The sequence below is a fragment of the Paraburkholderia aspalathi genome (assembly GCF_900116445.1).
GTDB classification, from domain to species: domain Bacteria; phylum Pseudomonadota; class Gammaproteobacteria; order Burkholderiales; family Burkholderiaceae; genus Paraburkholderia; species Paraburkholderia aspalathi.
Genome location: NZ_FPBH01000008.1, coordinates 69,116 through 88,171 on the forward strand (window position 1 = coordinate 69,116; position 19,056 = coordinate 88,171).

19 protein-coding genes are annotated in these 19,056 nt (G+C 60.1%); 8 read left to right on the forward strand and 11 right to left on the reverse strand.

The window, feature by feature from the left end; genetic code table 11:
• Window positions 1-83: 83 nt before the first annotated feature.
• Window positions 84-785, reverse strand: coding sequence for a phosphatase PAP2 family protein (locus tag BM438_RS14765; RefSeq protein ID WP_093634978.1), 702 nt, complete (start codon window positions 783-785; stop codon window positions 84-86).
• A gap of 356 nt (window positions 786-1,141) precedes the next feature.
• Here BM438_RS14765 and BM438_RS14770 point away from each other — a divergent pair, with 356 nt between their 5' ends.
• Window positions 1,142-2,338 carry an extracellular catalytic domain type 1 short-chain-length polyhydroxyalkanoate depolymerase gene (locus BM438_RS14770; protein ID WP_093634979.1) on the forward strand — a complete coding sequence of 399 codons (1,197 nt, stop codon included), beginning with the start codon at window positions 1,142-1,144 and terminating at the stop codon, window positions 2,336-2,338.
• 107 nt (window positions 2,339-2,445) lie between these two features.
• The gene (locus BM438_RS14775; RefSeq protein WP_093634980.1) at window positions 2,446-2,622 is read left to right on the forward strand and encodes a DUF3563 family protein; all 177 of its coding nucleotides are present in this window, start codon (window positions 2,446-2,448) and stop codon (window positions 2,620-2,622) included.
• A 319-nt stretch (window positions 2,623-2,941) separates the two neighbouring features.
• Here BM438_RS14775 and BM438_RS14780 read toward each other — a convergent pair whose 3' ends face one another.
• The 6 genes from BM438_RS14780 to BM438_RS14805 form a co-directional block, all read right to left on the reverse strand.
• Window positions 2,942-4,441, reverse strand: a complete 1,500-nt coding sequence (locus BM438_RS14780; protein WP_093634981.1) for a cryptochrome/photolyase family protein — start codon at window positions 4,439-4,441, stop codon at window positions 2,942-2,944.
• Between the two features lie 306 nt (window positions 4,442-4,747).
• On the reverse strand, window positions 4,748-5,167 hold the full coding sequence (locus tag BM438_RS14785; protein WP_093634982.1) for an organic hydroperoxide resistance protein: 420 nt from the start codon (window positions 5,165-5,167) through the stop codon (window positions 4,748-4,750).
• 172 nt (window positions 5,168-5,339) lie between these two features.
• Complete coding sequence (locus tag BM438_RS14790) at window positions 5,340-5,792, reverse strand: MarR family winged helix-turn-helix transcriptional regulator (protein ID WP_093634983.1); 453 nt, start codon at window positions 5,790-5,792, stop codon at window positions 5,340-5,342.
• 205 nt (window positions 5,793-5,997) lie between these two features.
• On the reverse strand, window positions 5,998-6,804 hold the full coding sequence (locus tag BM438_RS14795; RefSeq protein ID WP_093634984.1) for a BPSS1780 family membrane protein: 807 nt from the start codon (window positions 6,802-6,804) through the stop codon (window positions 5,998-6,000).
• Complete coding sequence (locus BM438_RS14800; protein ID WP_093634985.1) at window positions 6,795-7,790, reverse strand: homoserine kinase; 996 nt, start codon at window positions 7,788-7,790, stop codon at window positions 6,795-6,797. The genes BM438_RS14795 and BM438_RS14800 overlap by 10 nt, the downstream gene beginning before the upstream one ends.
• Window positions 7,791-8,086: 296 nt before the next feature.
• On the reverse strand, window positions 8,087-8,482 hold the full coding sequence (locus BM438_RS14805) for a hypothetical protein (RefSeq protein ID WP_093634986.1): 396 nt from the start codon (window positions 8,480-8,482) through the stop codon (window positions 8,087-8,089).
• Between the two features lie 200 nt (window positions 8,483-8,682).
• Here BM438_RS14805 and BM438_RS14810 point away from each other — a divergent pair, with 200 nt between their 5' ends.
• From BM438_RS14810 to BM438_RS14820, 4 genes are all read left to right on the forward strand, one after another.
• A complete protein-coding gene (locus BM438_RS14810; protein WP_054034928.1) occupies window positions 8,683-10,209 on the forward strand; it encodes an AMP nucleosidase in 1,527 nt (508 codons plus the stop codon).
• A gap of 752 nt (window positions 10,210-10,961) precedes the next feature.
• A complete protein-coding gene (locus BM438_RS44845) occupies window positions 10,962-11,444 on the forward strand; it encodes a hypothetical protein (protein ID WP_143131705.1) in 483 nt (160 codons plus the stop codon).
• 1 nt (window position 11,445) lies between these two features.
• Window positions 11,446-12,201, forward strand: a complete 756-nt coding sequence (locus BM438_RS14815) for a hypothetical protein (RefSeq protein ID WP_093634987.1) — start codon at window positions 11,446-11,448, stop codon at window positions 12,199-12,201.
• A gap of 2 nt (window positions 12,202-12,203) precedes the next feature.
• Window positions 12,204-12,605: a hypothetical protein gene (locus BM438_RS14820; RefSeq protein ID WP_093634988.1), complete on the forward strand. Its 402-nt coding sequence runs from the start codon at window positions 12,204-12,206 to the stop codon at window positions 12,603-12,605.
• Between the two features lie 107 nt (window positions 12,606-12,712).
• Here BM438_RS14820 and BM438_RS14825 read toward each other — a convergent pair whose 3' ends face one another.
• The 3 genes from BM438_RS14825 to BM438_RS14835 form a co-directional block, all read right to left on the reverse strand.
• A complete protein-coding gene (locus BM438_RS14825; protein ID WP_093634989.1) occupies window positions 12,713-13,171 on the reverse strand; it encodes a hypothetical protein in 459 nt (152 codons plus the stop codon).
• 181 nt (window positions 13,172-13,352) lie between these two features.
• The gene (locus BM438_RS14830; RefSeq protein ID WP_093634990.1) at window positions 13,353-13,883 is read right to left on the reverse strand and encodes a chromate transporter; all 531 of its coding nucleotides are present in this window, start codon (window positions 13,881-13,883) and stop codon (window positions 13,353-13,355) included.
• Complete coding sequence (locus BM438_RS14835; protein ID WP_054034929.1) at window positions 13,880-14,449, reverse strand: chromate transporter; 570 nt, start codon at window positions 14,447-14,449, stop codon at window positions 13,880-13,882. The genes BM438_RS14830 and BM438_RS14835 overlap by 4 nt, the downstream gene beginning before the upstream one ends.
• Window positions 14,450-14,546: 97 nt before the next feature.
• Between BM438_RS14835 and BM438_RS14840 the strand changes: the two genes are divergently transcribed.
• Window positions 14,547-15,464 (forward strand): transcriptional regulator GcvA, encoded by a 918-nt coding sequence (locus BM438_RS14840; protein ID WP_093634991.1) that lies wholly within the window; start codon window positions 14,547-14,549, stop codon window positions 15,462-15,464.
• Window positions 15,465-15,544: 80 nt separating this feature from the next.
• Here BM438_RS14840 and BM438_RS14845 read toward each other — a convergent pair whose 3' ends face one another.
• On the reverse strand, window positions 15,545-16,288 hold the full coding sequence (locus BM438_RS14845) for an LOG family protein (RefSeq protein WP_093634992.1): 744 nt from the start codon (window positions 16,286-16,288) through the stop codon (window positions 15,545-15,547).
• Window position 16,289: 1 nt separating this feature from the next.
• Between BM438_RS14845 and polA the strand changes: the two genes are divergently transcribed.
• Window positions 16,290-19,031, forward strand: a complete 2,742-nt coding sequence (gene polA / locus BM438_RS14850; RefSeq protein WP_093634993.1) for a DNA polymerase I — start codon at window positions 16,290-16,292, stop codon at window positions 19,029-19,031.
• The last annotated feature ends 25 nt before the right edge of the window (window positions 19,032-19,056 follow it).

Sequence of the window (19,056 nt, forward strand, 5' to 3'; positions counted from 1 at the left end):
TTATTCAGTCGCGCACATAACGCGGCCCGCGGATCGGCAGGCGTTAGCTTCAGTTGCTGAACAGAAAATCGATTGAACGTGCTTCAGACGTCTGGCGAGTCCGGCGGCGTCAGCGTGTTGAGCGTCTGCGACAGCGGCGCTGTGGCGGGACGCACGTCGCGCACGGCCCTCCACTTGGCGCGGATGAACGGCCGGTCGTGGCCGGACACCTTCAGCGCGATATGCGTGACCCAGCGTTGTGTCGGCACGTGCACACCGTGCATCAGCAGCGCGAGGATCATGAGACTCGCGGCGACGGGCGCCGCCGACAGCCGGCCCGGCTCGGCATGCCACGCCATGCGCACAAAGAACAGCGCCGCCAGCGCACCGACCAGGCAGCCGGTCACGGCTTCAGATGGTGAGTGAGCGCTCAGCACGACGCGCGACAAGCCGACCGCCATGCCCGCGGCTAAGCCCAATAAGACGCCAAGCAGGCGAATCGCCGGACGCGCCGGCAGCAACATCAGGAACAATGCGACCGGATAGACGGCGGTAGAGAGCATGGCGTGACCGCTGACGCCAGTGAAATCCAGTTCGCGCACGCCGACGCCCCAACCGAGGAAGGCCAGCTTAGTCAAGGTCACAACGCCGATGGCCGCGCCAAGCAGCAGCAACCAGCCAGCCGCCATGCGCCACGTGTAGCCGACCGCCAGCCACAGCGCGATGGCGAACGCGAGCGGCAGCGTCATGCCGGCGCCGCCGAGGCTGGTGATCGAATACCACAGATGGGCTGGTAAATCGGGCATGGCAAAAGCGCGACCAAGGCCGCGTAGAATCGGGTTGGTAATGGTTTAACGCGCGAACGGCGCGAATCGCCGACGCGGTAAAGGCGTCGGCAGACATTATTTACCCGCCAGTATAGACGGGTGCTGCGGGCGGGATTCGCCACGCATCAGGCTTTTTGTGGCGGGTGTTGGCTAGCGAACAAGCTTTGCCACGGTTTGACGTTGGTGCTGCTGCAAGGTTCGCCGGGCGGAAAATTCGGTATCCGGCAGAGGCCAAGGCCGTCAGCATCGCATGAGGATTGGTGTTATTGTGCATTGCACAACAAAGCGTCGTTCGATCGAACGGCACCTGTCCCTTTTTGCGAGGTTACCCGCCGATGGCAAAAAGTCTGTCGAAAATCTGGCTGCGCGGTCTTAAGCGGCTGCTCGCGATTCAAACCGAGCACACTCACGCAACGACCAAGCGCGCCCCCACACGGCCGGCACGCGCCGCCACTCCCAAACCTTCGGCTAAGGCCCGTCCGGTCAAGCCAGCGGCCGCGTTGCGCGCATCCGCGAAACGCGAGGCGCCGCGCGCCGCTCCGCGTGAATCACGGGTTCGTCCGCGCGCCTCGGCATGGGCGAGCGGTTCATGGACGCGCTCGTTCCATTCGGCGCCTACCGCGCCTGGGCGGCTCGTCAACCACCTTCAGTATGGGCTGTACATCCCGACCGGCCATGCGCACGAGGCGATGCCGCTGGTCGTGATGCTGCACGGCTGTACCCAGTCAATTGACGAATTCGCCGAAGGCACGCGGATGAACGTGCTCGCCGACCGGTTCGGCTTTGCCGTGGTTTATCCGGAACAGTCGAAGCATGTGCATTCGCATCGCTGCTGGCATTGGTATGACGCCAGCGACAGCGCCGGCGGTGCCGAGGCGCGTGCGGTTGTCTCGCTGGTCGATTCACTGGTTGCCCAGCACGGCTTCGACAGCGAGCGCGTCTATGTCGCCGGAATCTCTGCCGGGGCCGGCCTGACGGCGCTTCTGGCCGCTAACTACCCAGACCATTTTGCGGCTGTCGCGCTGCATTCGGGCCCTGCTTTCGGCGAGGCCCGCTCCGGCATTACGGCGATGGACGTGATGCGGCGCGGCGCGCGTCGCGAGCCTGCCGAGTTGGTTGACGAACTCGTTAACGTGGCTGAATACCCCGGGATGCCGGCCATCATCCTCCACGGCGACACCGACCATGTGGTCGCGCCCGTCAACGCGGACCAGTTGGCGTTGCAGTTTCTTCGTCTGAACCGGATCGTCGACGAGAAAGGCGCGCGCAAATCCGGCGAAGTGAAGGAAGAGCGCAAAGGTGGCGTCGTGATGCGCGACTACCTGCGCGGCGGCCGGCGCGTGGTGCGGTTGTGCCGTGTCCAGGGGCTCGCGCACGCCTGGAGTGGTGGCGATGACGCCGTACCTTTCCATTCCGCCAAAGGTCCGGACGCAAGCGCCATGGTGTGGGATTTTTTCAGGCACCAACGTCGTACGGGCACTGGCCGCATCGCTGAAAGCACCGCCACAGAAGCTTCGGCGGGCGCGCGGTGACATTGGAGCAACACTTCGAAATGAGTATTGGCGTGTTCCTAGGGTTTTCCCTATAATACGGGTTATCCCTTAGGCGTTAACGCCTAAACTCATTGTCGAGGTTGACCATGTACTTGCTTAGCCGCCTGTTTCTGTTCCTGACCAAATCGCCCGATCAACTCGCGAAAGAACGCGCTGACGCCTTCCTCGCAGAGGCAACCGATCTTTACGATCTGGAATTCCGTATGCGCAAGCTGGACCGTGAGGCGGCTACCCGTCATCCGGCGTGGATGGCCCAGCACTAAGCTGCGCGAGTTTGAAGCATCGGCGCGTATTGAAGAACGCCGATGTTTGGGGTGAGGCGCCCAAGCTGTTATGAGCTATTGGAAGGGCTCAGCACGCTTAAACAGCCGGATTCAATTGCCACAGCGCGTTTGATTCAACACCGCGGTAAATGCCACGTAGGCTACCTGGGGCTCGAGCAGTTCGGCCAGCCCAGCGGTCCCGTTGCCTGTATGCAAGCGTCAGTGCGACGAGCGACACCAGAACACCAGCAGCGACCGCAAACGGCGCGTCTCTAAGTCTTCGCCGGACGTTCCTGATCAAATCAATGTGAGCGGGCGCTTACTTGCCGAAACGGGCAAGCGTACGCTGCCGCGCGTCGGCATGGTCGACGATCGGGGCGGGATAATCCTTGCCCAACACCACACCAAATTCCGAGAGCCGATCCGCACCTGCCAACCATGGCGCGTGAATCCATTTGGCCGGCAGTTTTGCGAGCTGCGGCAGGTAGCGTTTGATAAAGCGCCCTTCGGCGTCGAACTTTTCTGATTGCGTGATCGGATTGAAAATCCGGAAATACGGCTGCGCGTCGCATCCCGTCGATGCCGCCCATTGCCAGCCGCCGTTATTCGCCGAGAAATCGAAATCGTTCAGTTGCTCGGCAAAGTAGCGCTCGCCGCGTCGCCAGTCGACGCCCAGATCCTTCACCAGAAAACTCGCTGTCACCATCCGCAGGCGGTTGTGCATGTAGCCCGTGCGGTTCAGTTGCAGCATCGCCGCATCCACCAGCGGATAGCCCGTGCGGCCGTCGCACCATGCGGCGAAGGCCTCGTCCGCTTCCGGGCCTTGCTCCCAGCGCAGTTGGTCGTACTCTTCCTTGAACGACGCGCCGTCCGCCAGCTTTGGATGATGCGAGAGGATCATGAAGTAAAAATCCCGCCAGATCAGCTCAGACAACCACGTGGCCGAGCCTTGCCCGTCCGGTTGCAGTGACATCTCGTGCGCGAGTCGCGCGAGCGTCCGGATCGAGACAGTGCCGAAGCGCAGATGCATCGACAGGTAGCTCGGGCCTTTGACGGCGGGAAAGTCGCGCCGGTCCTGATAGCTGTCGATGCGGGTCATGAAGTCGTCGAGCAGGCGTTGCGCGCCGCTCATGCCGGTGGGCAAGTTGAGCTCCGCAAGATTGCTCGGTGCGAAGCCGAGTTGATCGAGCGTCGGAAGTTGGCGGTCCAGCCTCGGCGGTAGTGCTGCCAGATGCTTCGCGTAGGCCTCAACCGGATACGGTTTCAGATCGAAGGCCGTCAGCTGCTTGAGCCATGCATTCTTATAGGGCGTGAACACCGTGAACGGTTTGTTCTGGCCTGTCAGCACCTCATCGCGCTCGAAAATCACCTGGTCTTTAAACGTCAGCCATTGGCGTCCGGCTTCGGCAAGCCGCTCGTGCACCGTCTCGTCACGCCCGATCGCGACCGGCTCGTAATCGTGATTGGTGAATACTGCATCCACGCTGAGTTCGTCGGCGAGCCTGGGCACGAGATCGACCGGATCACCGTACAGCACGATGAGCCCGCCACCTTTGGCACGCAACGCCTCGTCCAATTCGCCCAACGCAGCAAGAATGAACTCGACGCGGCGGTCCTGTGGCTGCGTATCGGGATGGCGAGTTTGCCAGGCGTCGCTCAGCGGTTGCAGGATCGTCGTGTCGAATACGAACGCGCACCAGACGCGCACGCAATGCTTGAGCGCGTAGTAGAGCGCGGCGTTGTCCGTGCTGCGCAGGTCGCGGCGAAACCAGACCAGACCGGTATCGAAGGTGTCGTTCAGGCGCCGCAGGCGTGTCATTGGTAACTTGGGTCGGGTAAGGGGCTGCGCAGTCTGGCATCGACCGGCGCAATGATCGACTGCCAGGCGACGATATTACTGAACTGCGCGTTGACTAACAGAGCTATCGGCGAAATCGCGCGATGGCAGATGATCGGTCGGATCGATGCCGCACATTGCGTGCCGCGTCCGCGAATGCCTATTGCACCGCCAAACGGCACAACGCCCGTACCTGATTTGCAGGGTACGAGCGTTGTTCATGACGGCCCGGTTGTGCCGCGCGCGTCAAGATTCGATTCATTGGCAATTCGTTCAAGCCGCCGGAGCTTACGCGACTTGCAGGCGCACCGCGACGTTGTTGCGCGTGGCGTTCGAGTACGGGCAGACCTGATGCGCTGCGTCGACCAGTTCCTTGGCTGCATCTGCAGGGAGGCCCGGCAGCGAGACGCGCAGATCGATGTCGAGCGCGAAGCCGCCATTGTCGTTCGGGCCGATCCCCACTTCTGCCGTGACTTGCGTGTCAGCCGGCAAAGCCTGCTTGCGCTGGCCGGCGATGAACTTCATCGCGCTCAGGAAACACGCCGAGTAGCCCGCTGCAAAGAGTTGTTCAGGGTTGGTGCCCGCTGCGCCCGTGCCGCCCAGTTCGCGCGGTGCTGCCAGCTTCACGTCCAATGCATTGTCCGACGATACTGCACGGCCGTCACGGCCACCGGTGCTGGTTGCGCTTGCTTTGTAGAGGATGTTCATTGTGCTGCTCCTAAATCCGGGTTGTCAGGGTGGTTTGCATGCTTGCCGCTGTCTGGCCGCCTTTCTGGCGGAGTGCTATCGAAGCGGCATGTGATAAAGATAGTACACAAATCATTTGTGTGCAAACTAATTTTTGTATCGCTCCGATAGCGTGCCTTTTGAAACAGGCCGACTAGTGGTCCATGTAATCGTTGAGCGTGGAGCGCAGGCGCGTCAGATCGTCACGCAGACGGAGCAGGAATTCCGGCGTCTGCTGGGTCGCGCAGAAGATTTCCGCCGGCACTTCGCGTGCCTGGCGCTTCAGCGCGGTGCCCGCTTTGGTGAGCCGGATATAGACGAGTCGCTCATCTTCGACGCCGCGTACCCGTTCCAGGTAGCCCTGCGCTTCGAGGCGCTTGAGCAGGGGCGTGACCGTCGCCGAGTCGAGATTCAGGCGTGCGGCCATGTCTTTCACCGTGACGTCGTCGGCCTCCCATAGCACGAGCATCGTCAGGTATTGCGGGTACGTCAGGCCGAGCTTGTCGAGCAGCGGTTTGTACGCCTTCGTCATCGCAAGCGAGGTCGAATAGAGGGCGAAGCAGAGTTGCTCGTCGAGCGTGAAGGGCAAAGCGGGGCGCTGGGTCATGTTGCATCTCGCGTAAAAAAGAGCGTGCAAATCGATTGCGCGCAAACCATTGTGCCGTAAGTCGAGGCGAGATGCCGAGCGCGGATGGTAATTTGGCGAGGCGATGGGGGCGGACGGCGCCAGCGCGAAAGCGCGCAGTGCGCCGGATTGAAACCCCACGGGCGCCGAAAAAGCGCCCGCGCGTGAGCAACGGTCTAGCCGGCGCTCAAGCCGCCGGCGTGGTCGGCAGGTCCGGTGCTTCCGGCGTTTGCACGCCGAAGCAGCCGCGATAGGTCGCGTAGAACGAGCAATACAGCATGGTCGTGACGATCATCGTGGCGGGCATCAGGATCGCGAATGCGAAGTCACCCGCGCCCAGCGCCTGCATCAGCGCGGACAAGCCGAACGAGACCGTGGTCGCCACCGCGAACCACAGTGCGCCGAACACGATGAACGCGCCGCGATTGCGCCAGCAACTCACGATACTGAAGAACATCGCCTTGACGGGCGGCACGTCGTGCCACGCGATAAGAACCGGCGAGAACCAGAAAATCATCGCGACGGGAATGTAGAACGCAAACGCGGCGATCACCGCCAGCGGGATATTGCTGTTGGCGATCGCGTCCTGATCCATCGTAGCCATGCCGAGCATGACCTTGAGCAGCATGCCGCCGTCGGCGAGTGCCGAGCCGGCCAGCACCAGCGCCATCGCGACGACGTACAGAACGCCCAGCGCCAGCAGACGTTTGGCGACCGCGGGGCCGTAGGAGTGAAAGCCGTCCACCAGAATGGTCGGGAACACCGGTTTGCCCGCGATGGTGTTGCGGCACGCCGCCATGAAGCCGACGGCGACACCCGGAATGAACACCAGCGGCAGCACGCCGCCGACAACCGGAATCTGCGCCGCCAGCGTCATGACCAGTAGATAGGTGAAGAACAGCGTCAGAAACGCGAGCGGGTTCTTGCGGAACAGCCAGATACCCTGCCGGAACCAGACATAGCCGGTTTTCGCGGGGACTTCGATCAGTTGCATGAGGTATGAATGCCTGGAAGAGCAACGCCGGACAGGCGTTCGCGCAGAATGCGCTCGAAATGACCGGGGTCGTGCGGTTTGAGTAGCTCGGCCGCGCGTGGCAAATGAAAATCATACAGGCGCGAGACCCAGAAGCGGTAAGCGCCGGCACGCAGCATATCGCCCCAATGGCGGTTTTCTTCGACAGTGAACGGACGCACGGTCTGGTAGGCGCGCAGCATGGCTTCGGTGCGTGCCTCGTCGAGCTTGCCGGTGGCGAGGTCGACGCACCAGTCGTTGACCGTTACCGCGACGTCGAACAGCCACTTGTCGCAGCCGGCGAAATAGAAGTCGAAGAAGCCGCCCAGGCGCACCCCGTGGCCGGATTCCGGCGCTGCATGCGCGAACAGCGCGTTATCGCGGAACAGGTCGGCGTGGCACGGACCTTCGGGCAGCCTGGCGTAATCCGCCGACGCGAAGAACGCCTCTTGATGCGCCAATTCAGACGACAGCAGGTCGCGTTGCGTCCCCTCGAGAAACGGCAGGATGGTCGGCACCGTTTCCTGCCACCACGGCAGGCTGCGCAGATTCGGCTGATAGCGCGCGTAGTCGCGCCCCGCCAGATGCATGCGCGCGAGCATTTGCCCGACCTCGACGCAGTGCTCGATTTGCGGCGCCAACTCCGGCGCGCCTTCGAGTTTGGTCACAATGGCGGCGGGCTTGCCGTGCAGTGTGCCGAACAGCGCGCCGTCTTCGCGCGGCATGGGATCCGGCACCGGCACACGGTGCGCGGCCAGATGCTGCATCAGATCGAGATAGAACGGCAGTTGCTCGGCCGTCAGCTTTTCGAAAATCGTGAGGACGTATTCACCGCGCGTCGTCGTCAGAAAGAAGTTGCTGTTCTCAATACCGGACGGAATGCCGCGAAACTCGACGACTTCGCCGAGATCGTAATGACGCATCCATTCTGCTAGTTGGGGTTCGGTGACAGCGGTGAAGACAGCCATGCGGGAAACGTCGGATCAGGTTAGTCGGGCTGGCGCGAGGCGACCAGTGCGAGGTGTGGCAAATGCGTTGCAGAAAGCACGGTCAGGGTCACGCGGTCAAGTTCAATCAGGCAGCGAACCTTGCCTGCCAATCCTGGCCACCCGTCAGGGTCGCTAAGCGCTGTGACAATTCAACGCGGTATCGCCATGCTGCAGGCGGTGCTGAAAATCGGCAAGCAGGCTAAAAGCCCGGGGCGACGCCCGCGGACCACGCAGATCCGGGAGCGGCTGACGTCACGCCGCCGCCCCGGCATGCATCAATAAGTCAGATTCACCGAGGGCAAACGCGCGTTCGGGCGGCCGTTGTCGCGCACGGTGGGCGACGTGTCGAGCGGCGCGCTCATCTGATAGCGCGTGCCGAGATTCGAATGCACGTTGATTTCAACGGGCTTGCCTTTGTCGCGGTATTCGGTGATTTCGGTGCCGTTAGCGCTGCGTTCGTAGAAGCTCGGCGTGCGCGGGACGTTGATTTCGACCTTCGAGCTGACCTCGGCGGCCGGACGATTGATCTTCTCCAGATCAGGCAGACCAGCCCGTTCATTGGCGGACTGGGGCGCGCCGGGGGCCGGAGTGTCGTCGACAGGCTGGGCAGCCATCGCCGCGTTGCTAAAGGCGAGGGCCAGTGCAACGGCGACGGGAAGGAACGGCTTCATGGTGATTCTCCAATATGGTGCCCCGATTCTAGCAAATCCAGCCTTGCCTACGGGCGCGATCGCCTTATTTTGCGCCGCTTTCGTGCGACGTGCGCGCAATCTTGCGACCGCTGTTGCGGCAGTTGTGGTAGGCGCGGCGAGGTCATTTGGCGATCGCGGGTTCCGTGGTAATGTCATCTCATCAATAGGGGCGAATGAAGATGAACAACGATACCAATCAACGCGCGGTGCAGACTCCCGCCAACAGCTTCCCAACCGAATCCTTTGACGACGCAGCCGAGGCTGTCACGCGTCTGTCGGCGATCTATGAAGCGAACACCTCGTTCCTGCGCGACGCCTTCGCGCGCTATCGCCGCAACGAACTGTTCGAGCGCCGGGTGCGCGCCTGCTACCCGTTCGTCCGAGTGCGCACCGAAGTCAACACGCATATCGACTCACGCCGCTCATACGGTTTCGTCGCGGGCCCCGGTGTGTTCGAGACCACGGTCACGCGGCCAGATCTGTTCGGCAACTACTATCGCGAGCAATTGCGCCTGCTGGCGAAGAACCATCACGTGAAGATCGAAGTCGGTGTGTCCGATCAGCCGATTCCGATTCACTTTGCTTTCGCCGAAGGCATCCATCTCGAGGGCGATCTGGATCGCGAGCGCCTGTTCCTGATGCGCGACGTGTTCGATACACCTGACCTCGCGCTGCTCGACGACCGGATCGTCAACGGCACGTATGAGCCGCTGCCGGGCGAGCCGCATCCGCTCGCGCTGTTCACGGCGGCGCGGGTGGATTTCTCGCTGCATCGGCTGAAGCACTACACGGCGACCTCGCCTACGCATTGCCAGAACTACGTGCTGTACACGAACTACCAGTTCTATATCGACGAGTTCGTCAAACTCGGCCGCACGATGATGGCCCATACCGACGACGAAGAACTGCGCGCCTATCGCAGCGAATACACGTCGTTCGTCGAACCGGGCGACGTGATCACGTACAACGAGAATCTCGGCGAGCAGGCGCAGGAAGGCACGGCGCCGCCGCGTTTGCCGCAGATGCCCGCGTATCACTTGAAGCGTGCCGACGGCAGTGGCATCACGATGGTCAACATCGGTGTCGGGCCGTCGAACGCGAAGACGATCACGGATCATATCGCCGTGCTGCGGCCGCATGCGTGGATCATGCTCGGCCACTGCGCGGGTCTGCGCAATACGCAGCGTTTGGGCGACTACGTGCTGGCGCACGGCTATGTGCGCGAAGATCACGTGCTCGACGACGATTTGCCGCTGTGGGTGCCGATTCCAGCGCTCGCCGAAGTGCAGGTGGCGTTGGAACGCGCGGTCGCGCAAGTTACGCAACTGGACGGCGTCGAGTTAAAGCGCGTGATGCGCACGGGCACCGTGGCGAGTGTGGATAACCGCAACTGGGAGTTGCGCGATCACCGTGAGCCGGTGCAGCGGCTGTCGCAAAGCCGCGCGGTCGCGCTCGATATGGAGAGCGCGACGATCGCCGCCAACGGGTTCCGTTTCCGCGTGCCTTACGGCACCTTGCTATGTGTGTCGGACAAGCCATTGCATGGCGAATTGAAACTGCCCGGCATGGCGGATCAGTTCTATCGCGCGCAGGTCGATCAGCATCTGCAGATCGGTGTGAAGGCGATGGAGTTATTGCGGATGAATGGCCTGCATCGTTTGCATAGCCGTAAGTTGCGCAGCTTCGCGGAAGTGGCGTTTCAGTAAGGGGTATGCGTCGGCTTCGCGGAATACGACCGCGAACAGATCGGCCGTATGGAGGAGTGCGTCTGGGCAATTCCATGAACTTCACAAGCCGATCAGGCTGTGGCGCGCACTGATCCGTTGGCACGGACCTTGGGCGGCGTAGTTTCAGTTCTGCGCTCGTGTTTGTATCGCGCTTAAGCAGCTTCAATGAGGTTACGGCACAACATTGTGAAGTTCTGCGCTGTAGACGCGGCTCTCACATGGCAGTGGTTTTCGCCAAAGATCATGTTGAGTACCCAGTCCATGCTGCTTTCGGCGCCCAGAAGGAAATCCCGTTGGAGGTTCGAGCAACTCCGGAATCGTTGTGGTCCTGTTGCTTTTGTTTGCCATGCACACCTGTCCCAGTACCGCGCTCACGTCATTGCCGTAGGCCGGCATCACGGAGCGCACGCTAATCACTGCGATGGGCGTCGCGCGCCGTCTTGCCATCGAGGGTTACCACCTGACGCCGGCGCGCGGCTACGTGGATCACGCAAATCGCCAAACGCGTCTTCGATATTGAACACACCTTCTTGCATCGCTTTTTCTCGGCCATACAAGCCACGGTACACGCGCCTTCAACAAAGCTTACCAGGTGCTCTTCACCATCTGTAGCACTTCACGCAATCTGCCTGGCTTCTCCCTCCGAAGTAACCGTTTTTTCGGAATTGTCTGATGTCAATCGCATCGTCGATGACGATACATTTTCAATGTAGTGAAAGCTACATTCATAAATGGCGGTATCCACCAAACTAAATAAAAACACGATGACTACCAGACGATTATTTTTGCGAACAAGTGCATTGTCTCTTGTCGGCATCACGTCTCAAATTGCAAAGGCGACTCCCACATCTCCCCAAACTACAGCCACTCCGCTCCGCGGATATGCTTTAACAAACGGCGCGACTGCATTGAGGCGCGACGACGGGACATGGATATTTTGGGTGCGTATCATAAATTTTCAGGACCCAAATAGCGATATTGCGGCAAATCTTCAGGTGGCGACGGATAAGGGGTTCTCGCAAATTATTGATGTCCTGCCTGTCACGCTCACAAAAACAAAATCATTTATTGCTCAGACGGTGTACAGGCCAAAAACAGGCAATACGCAGCTCTATTATCGCTATGTTGTCGGGTCGAGCCCTTCTATCGCACCGTCCGTCAGTTCCTCAGTGAATTCAATTGCCCCGTGGAATACAGAGTCAAAGGCTGAATAAAATGGCAAAAGTGGAAATGGTGTTGCAATTCATCGAAAACGGTTCGAATTCGATGACTACTTATCAGGCGCTTATGGCCGCAGCAAATAGCCAAAATGACTCGCTGTCAGTTATTCAAAATGGCACAAACCTCGTGGCAACAATATCAAATGTGGCACCGATGATGCAGCCAGTACGTATCATGACAAACGGATTGGCCGCGACGTCTGCATTAATACGAATTGCGACAGATTGGAAAGACCCGAACAAAAAAGTCCAGGCGGGAGACGTGCTGACCGTCATAAGTGCGGTTGGAACGATCGCTGTTACGCTGCTTGTTTGGGCAGAAATTGGCCCGGGTGCCGCTGCAGTAGTTGGTGGACTCATCTTGGCTGCCGACCTGCAATCTTCCTTTCAGCCATATATAAACTCTACAAAAATATGGTTGGGTAATTATATGACAACTCTGCTGCAAGTCTCGAATCCTCCGTCGGTTGCTAGTGCATCGCTTTATTGGTCAAGTCTCGGAACTGGAAGTGGGTACGTGCTTTCCTCCTACAACGAAATATTGACGCAAAAGGGGATGTTCGTCTGTTTGAGCGACAAGGGTGTTTCAGGTAGCGGTTTGATACCTATGGGGACCCCCGTTCCAGGTAGCTTCACGCCAGTCAACGAAGATCAATACAAGGAAAACTATTGCCGATATCTGAGTGTTGAACAGGGTTGGAGCGATATCGTTAGTGGAATGGATTATTGCAAGAACGTAAAATTCAGATAGCTATGACAGCAATGCCGCGTTGCATTCGGGTTTCACTTATCGGATTCTTTCTCGCCTTCCTGTGCGAGGCTTGGGTAGAAATCGCCTTACTTCAATCCGGCTCTCTGCCGTGGGAAGGCTGTCTGGCCGTGTTCGTAAGTCTTGTGGCGAATCTGCTGGCGCTTGTGTATGGGATAAAGAGAAAGAGATGGGCTTACGACCTGCTTAAGTGGATCGCGGCCTTTCTTCTTCTATGGACTATATTCGGGCACCCATATTTGCAAGAATTGGGATTGTGGGCTATCGCACTAATTACCCTTTGTGTGTGGCTCCGACTCGGCGCGCTTCTCATATTGCGGCGCAAGGCGGTGAAAGATTGGATCGAAGCGACTACTACCGGCGACGGTCTGCAGTGGCGTAGATGAATGACGAATAAGCGGCCTCTCTCTCCTGCCATCGACTACCGCATTGCGCGGTAGTCGATGGCAGCGATTCTTCCTTCAAGATTTCGTGACTTTGTAAGTACCGAGGCTTAGGGTTTCAGCAACCTGTAGACCTTCGCCGACCTCCGCCAGGAGAATAGTGTCCAAGCGTTCATTGCTGCGACCGCGACAATCCATACTACGACGCGCGCACTGGCGTTGCCGCTGTGAGCCTCGTGTATCCATTTAAGGCAAAGCAGGGCTGACACTAGGATGCCAGCCACAAACCACCAGAAGGAAATCTCGGGCGAATTGATGCCGCAAATCTCACCGGTGGAGTGGTTTAGCCATCCAACGAGCGTTTGCCAGTTATCTGTATCGCGCAGCACCGCCGTCACGACCATGCCGCTTTCAAGTCGAGGCGCGCCGCGCATTTGTACAGCGTACTGGCGTTTGCCTGCAACCGTTACGTTAAAGGCTGTGCTGATTGTTCTACTACCATATTTGTCTTTCTCGGCGACTATCCCATCGATGTTTTCAAGCGTGACGGTGATGGCATGGTAGGTCATAAGCGGATGGCACAGGAGCTGAGTCTATAAGCTGCAAGCATAGCTGTGCTCCGTAATCCCGAGACACTGACCGTACGGGTTTTTGACGCCGCATTGCGCTTAGTCAATGCGTTTCTCGGGCCGCCATGTTTGCGGCAGTTCTGTGCTCGATGCATTGCATTACTCAGGTCCCCCGCGCGTTTCAAAACTGCCCAAACCCCGTCAGCCCAATCAAACTCCCCGCTGCTAGCAACCACAGCGGATGAATCCGCGTTTTCAACGCCAGCACAGCGGTAAATGCGCAGATTGCCCATGCGATCGCCGTTGGGTTCGACGCTTCGGCGATCAGGGACGCACTCGCCGCGACGATGCCGGCCGTCACCGGCACCAGTCCCATTTGCGCGTAACGCCGCCACGGACGGTCCTTGAACCGGTCCCACGCATGCAGCGCAAGAATTGTCACGAGCGACGAAGGTCCGAACTTCGCCACTGAAGTCACGAGCATCCCCGCCCAACCCGCCACGTGCCAACCGACCAACGTCACGATCATCAGATTGGGCCCCGGCGCCGCTTGCGCAAGCGCGAACAGCGCGCTGAATTCGCTGGCCGGCATCCAGTGATGCACATCCACCACCTGTCGCTGCATCTCCGGAAGGATCGTGTTGCCGCCACCAAACGCGAGCAACGAAAGCTGACTGAAAATGATGGCCAGAGAAATGAGCGTGTCGGTCATCGTGCGGCCCTCGACGCGATGTAGATGCTGAGCGGCGTGAGCACCAGCATCGTGGGCAGAAGCGGCAGCCGCATGATGGCGATCGCGATGAAGCCGAGCGCCGCGATAAGCGCGGCCATCGGTTTATCGCGCAATGGCAGAAGGATTTTCACGGCCATCGAGATCAGCAGGCCGGACGCCGCCGCGGCGAGGCCGGCAAACAGATGGCGAACGTGCGGGTCGTTTTGCGTGTGTTCGTACAGCACGCCAAGGCCGATCACCACCAGCGAAGGCCCCGCGATCAGCCCGAGCAACCCCGCCAGCGCACCCGGCACGCCGCGAAAGCGCATCCCGATCGCCACCGAAAGATTGATCACATTGCCGCCCGGCAGGAATTGGCACAGGCCCAGCAAGTCGGTGAATTCCGCACCGGTCAGCCAGCGCCGTTGCTCGACCACGGCGCGGCGCGCCAGCGGCAATGCGCCGCCGAATGAGATCAGCCCGAGGCCGAGAAAGCCGCCAAAAATTTCCCGCAATGTGGGCGTGGGCGCCCGGTCGGCCGTGGCTGAGGTGAGATCGTGATCCATTTCGACAAGCTTCCAGTTCAAGCTCTGGAGGTTAGCGCCGAACCGGCTCTGGGCAAAACGATTTTTGAGCGCGCCTTTGTGATCTAGAATCACAAGCATGGCTCGTAATCTTCCCCCCTTTCCGGCGCTGCGTGCCTTCGAAGCGGCCGCACGGCATGAAAGTTTCACTGCCGCTGCGAACGAATTGCATGTGACGCACGGTGCAATTAGCCGGCAAGTCGCGGCTTTCGAAACATGGCTCGGTGTGCAGGTGTTTCATCGCCGGGGCAAGCGCGTGCGTCTGACCGACGACGGGCGTCGCTATCTGGGCACCGTCCAGGCCGCGTTCGACAGCATCGCGCTTGCTACGGATCAACTGCGCGATACGGGCGTCGTTCACGTTTTACGAGTGAATGCGCTGCCGACCTTCGCAATGAAGTGGCTGCTGCCGCGGCTTCATCAATTCCAGCGCAAGGTGCCGAATGTGGAATTGCGCCTATCGACTTCAAACGCACCGGTCGAAACATTGGACGGCTTCGACGTCGCCGTGCGGCGCGGGCCGGCACATTGGCCGAACTGCGTGAGCGGCCATTTTCTTGGCGAGAGCGAGATTCCGGTCTGCAGTCCCGCGCTCCTGCAACGCTCGCCGATCAAGGTGGCTGACGATCTCGCGAAGCACGTGCTGTTGCATTCAGACACGCGGCCCGATGCGTGGAGCAACTGGTTATCGGCGGCAGGGGCCACGGCGACATGCCGGAAGAAGCAGTCGTTCGATCACTTCTATCTGGCCTTGCAGGCCGCGGTGGATGGGCTCGGCGTGGCGCTCGGCCCGTTGCCTTTATTGGCGGATGAGCTGGCATCAGGACGGCTCGTCGTGCCGTTGGCCGGTCCGCGTATCGATGCACGCGGCTATTGGTGGGTGGCGAGGCGGGAGGTCGCGCAGGCGCCGCTAGTGGCGCAGTTCTGCGAATGGCTGCAAGCGCAGGGCGATCAGACCGATGTAGTGGAAGCGAGCGACCTGGAGGCCGCTCGCTAGAACCCGCGTGCGTTGCTCTGTTCAATGACGCATTGAATATCAGCAAGCCGACTTCGCGCACGGGGCGCGAAGCTCCAGCATCACAGATAGAACATCCGGTCTTCATCCGACTTGGCCGGATGCGGTTCGGTTTCTTCGCGGTCTTCATAAAACTTCAACACGGCTTCGAGCACCTGGTCCGGATCGTCGATCACCTGCATCAAGTCCATATCCGTCGGATTGATCAGGCCCATCGGCGTGAGTGAGTTCTTGAACCACGCAAGCAGGCCTTCCCAGAACTCGCCGCCCACCAGAATGATCGGCACGTGGCGCGACTTCTTGGTTTGAATCAGCGTGAGGACTTCGGCGAGCTCGTCCAGCGTGCCGAAACCGCCCGGCATGACGATCACTGCATCCGAGTTCTTCACGAACGTGACCTTGCGCGTGAAGAAATGGCGGAAGCGCAGCGAGATGTCCTGCCATTGATTGCCCGATTGCTCGTGCGGCAGTTCGATGTTCAGGCCGACCGAAGGGGCTTTGCCTGCATGGGCGCCCTTGTTGGCCGCCTCCATGATGCCGGGGCCGCCGCCCGAGATGACCGCGAAGCCGGCGTCCGACAGCTTGCGCGCGATTTGCGTGGCGAGTTTGTAATACGGCGAGTTCGGTTTCAGGCGCGCTGAACCATAGATGCTGACAGCCGGACGAATCTCCGAGAGGTACTCGGTCGCCTCGATAAACTCTGCCATAATCGTGAACATCTGCCACGATGCGCGGGCCTTCTTAGCCGTAGCGCGCTCTTGATCTGCGAGTGATCGCAGACTCGGAATCACTTTTCTCTTAGTCATAATGCCTGAAGAACGAAGCCTTGAAGGTAAGACCCTGCTATTGGTCGACGGTTCGAGTTATCTGTACCGGGCCTACCATGCGATGCCTGATCTGCGCGGACCCGAGGGTGGCCCGACGGGTGCGCTCTATGGGATGATCAACATGCTGCGGCGCATGCGCAAGGAAGTTACTGCAGAGTATAGCGCGTGCGTGTTCGACGCCAAGGGCAAAACGTTTCGCGACGACTGGTATGCCGACTATAAGGCGAATCGTCCGTCGATGCCCGAGGATCTCGCGCGTCAGATCGAGCCGATTCACGTCGCCGTGCGCGCGCTCGGCTGGCCGCTCCTGATGATCGAAGGCGTCGAAGCTGACGACGTGATCGGCACGCTCAGCACCGAGGCGGAAAAGCGCGGCATGAATGTGATCGTGTCGACTGGGGACAAGGATCTGGCGCAGCTCGTGTCGGATCATGTCACCCTCATCAATACGATGACTAATGAGAAGCTCGACCGCGAAGGCGTGATCGCCAAATTCGGCGTGCCGCCGGAGCGCATCATCGACTACCTGTCGTTGATCGGCGATACCGTCGACAACGTGCCCGGCGTCGAAAAATGCGGGCCGAAAACGGCGATCAAATGGCTGACGCAGTACGAAACCCTCGACGGCATCGTCGCACATGCGGACGAGATCAAAGGTGCGGTAGGAGACAATCTGCGACGTGCGCTCGATTTTCTGCCGATGGCGAAGAAACTCGTCACCGTCGAGCGCCAATGCGATCTGACCGGTCATATCGTGTCGATCGAAGAAAGCCTGGAAAGCCGGCCGGAATCGCGCGAAGAACTGCGCGACGTGTTCACGCGCAACGGCTTTAAGACCTGGCTGCGTGAGGTGGAAGTCGCGGAAGTCGTGGAAGGTCCCGAGACCGATGTGCCGCCGGCGCTCACCGTGGATCACGAACGTCACTACGACACCGTGCAGACCTGGGAGCAGCTCGACGCGTGGCTTGAGAAGATCAACGCCGCTGAGTTGACTGCGTTCGATACCGAAACCACCTCGCTCGACCCGATGACCGCGCAAATCGTGGGCTTGTCGTTCTCGGTCGAGCCTGGTTATGCCGCTTATGTGCCGGTCGCGCATCGCGGTCCGGACGCACCCGTGCAACTGCCGCGCGATGAAGTCCTCGCGAAGCTCAAGCCGTGGCTGGAAAGCGCCGACCACAAGAAGGTCGGCCAGCACATGAAGTACGACGAACAGGTGCTGGCGAACTACGGCATCGAAATGCGCGGCGTCGAACACGACACGCTGCTGGAATCGTACGTGCTCGAATCGCACCGTACGCATGACATGGACAGCCTCGCGCTGCGCCATCTCGGCATCAAGACGATCAAGTATGAAGAGGTGGCGGGCAAGGGCGCGTCGCAGATCGGCTTCGACGAAGTCGCGCTGGAAACGGCCGCCGAATACGCGGCGGAAGACGCCGACATCACCTTGCGTCTGCATCAGGCCTTGTATCCGCAAGTGGCCGCGGAGAAGACGCTCGACTACGTGTATCGCGACATCGAAGTGCCGACCTCGCGCGTTTTGCGCAAGATGGAGCGCACCGGCGTGCTGATCGACGCCGAAAAGCTGCGCGCGCAAAGCAGTGAAATCGCCACGCGTCTGATTCAGCTGGAAAGCGAAGCGTACGTGTTGGCCGGCGGCGAATTCAATCTTGGTTCACCGAAGCAGATTGGTCAGATTTTCTTCGAGAAGCTCGAATTGCCGGTGGTCAAGAAGACTCCGAGCGGCGCGCCGTCCACCGACGAAGAAGTGCTGCAAAAGCTGGCCGAAGACTATCCGCTGCCGAAGATCCTGCTCGAGCATCGCGGTTTGTCGAAGCTGAAATCGACCTACACGGACAAGCTGCCGCGCATGGTCAACGCCGAGACCGGTCGTGTGCATACGAACTATGCGCAGGCGGTGGCGGTCACGGGCCGGCTGGCGTCGAACGATCCGAACCTGCAGAACATCCCCGTGCGCACCGGCGAAGGGCGGCGCATTCGCGAGGCGTTTATCGCACCGCCGGGCCACAAGCTCGTCTCTGCCGACTACTCGCAGATCGAATTGCGCATCATGGCGCACATTTCCGGCGACGAATCCCTGCTGCGTGCGTTTTCGCAGGGCGAAGACATTCACCGCGCCACTGCAGCGGAGATTTTCAGCGTGACGCCGCTCGAAGTGTCGAACGATCAACGGCGCGTAGCGAAGGTCATCAACTTCGGACTGATCTACGGCATGAGCGCGTTCGGTCTCGCCGCGAACCTCGGCATTACGCGTGACGCGGCCAAGCTGTATATCGACCGCTACTTCGCGCGTTATCCGGGCGTTGCGCGTTATATGGACGAAACGCGTCTGAGCGCGAAGTCCAAGGGCTACGTGGAAACGGCGTTCGGCCGCCGCCTGTGGCTGCCGGAGATCAACGGCGGCAACGGCCCGCGCCGTCAGGCTGCAGAGCGCGCGGCCATTAACGCACCGATGCAAGGCACGGCCGCCGATCTGATCAAGCTGTCGATGATCGCGGTGCAGAAGTGGATCGAAGAATCGAAGGTCGGAACGCGCATGATCATGCAGGTGCACGACGAACTGATCCTCGAAGTGCCGGACGCGGAATTGTCCGATGTACGTAAGCGCTTGCCGGAACTGATGTGCGGTGTCGCCGCGCTGAAAGTGCCGCTGGTCGCCGAAGTGGGCGCCGGCCTGAATTGGGAAGAAGCGCATTGACGTGCATGTGACGGCGCGTGCGATA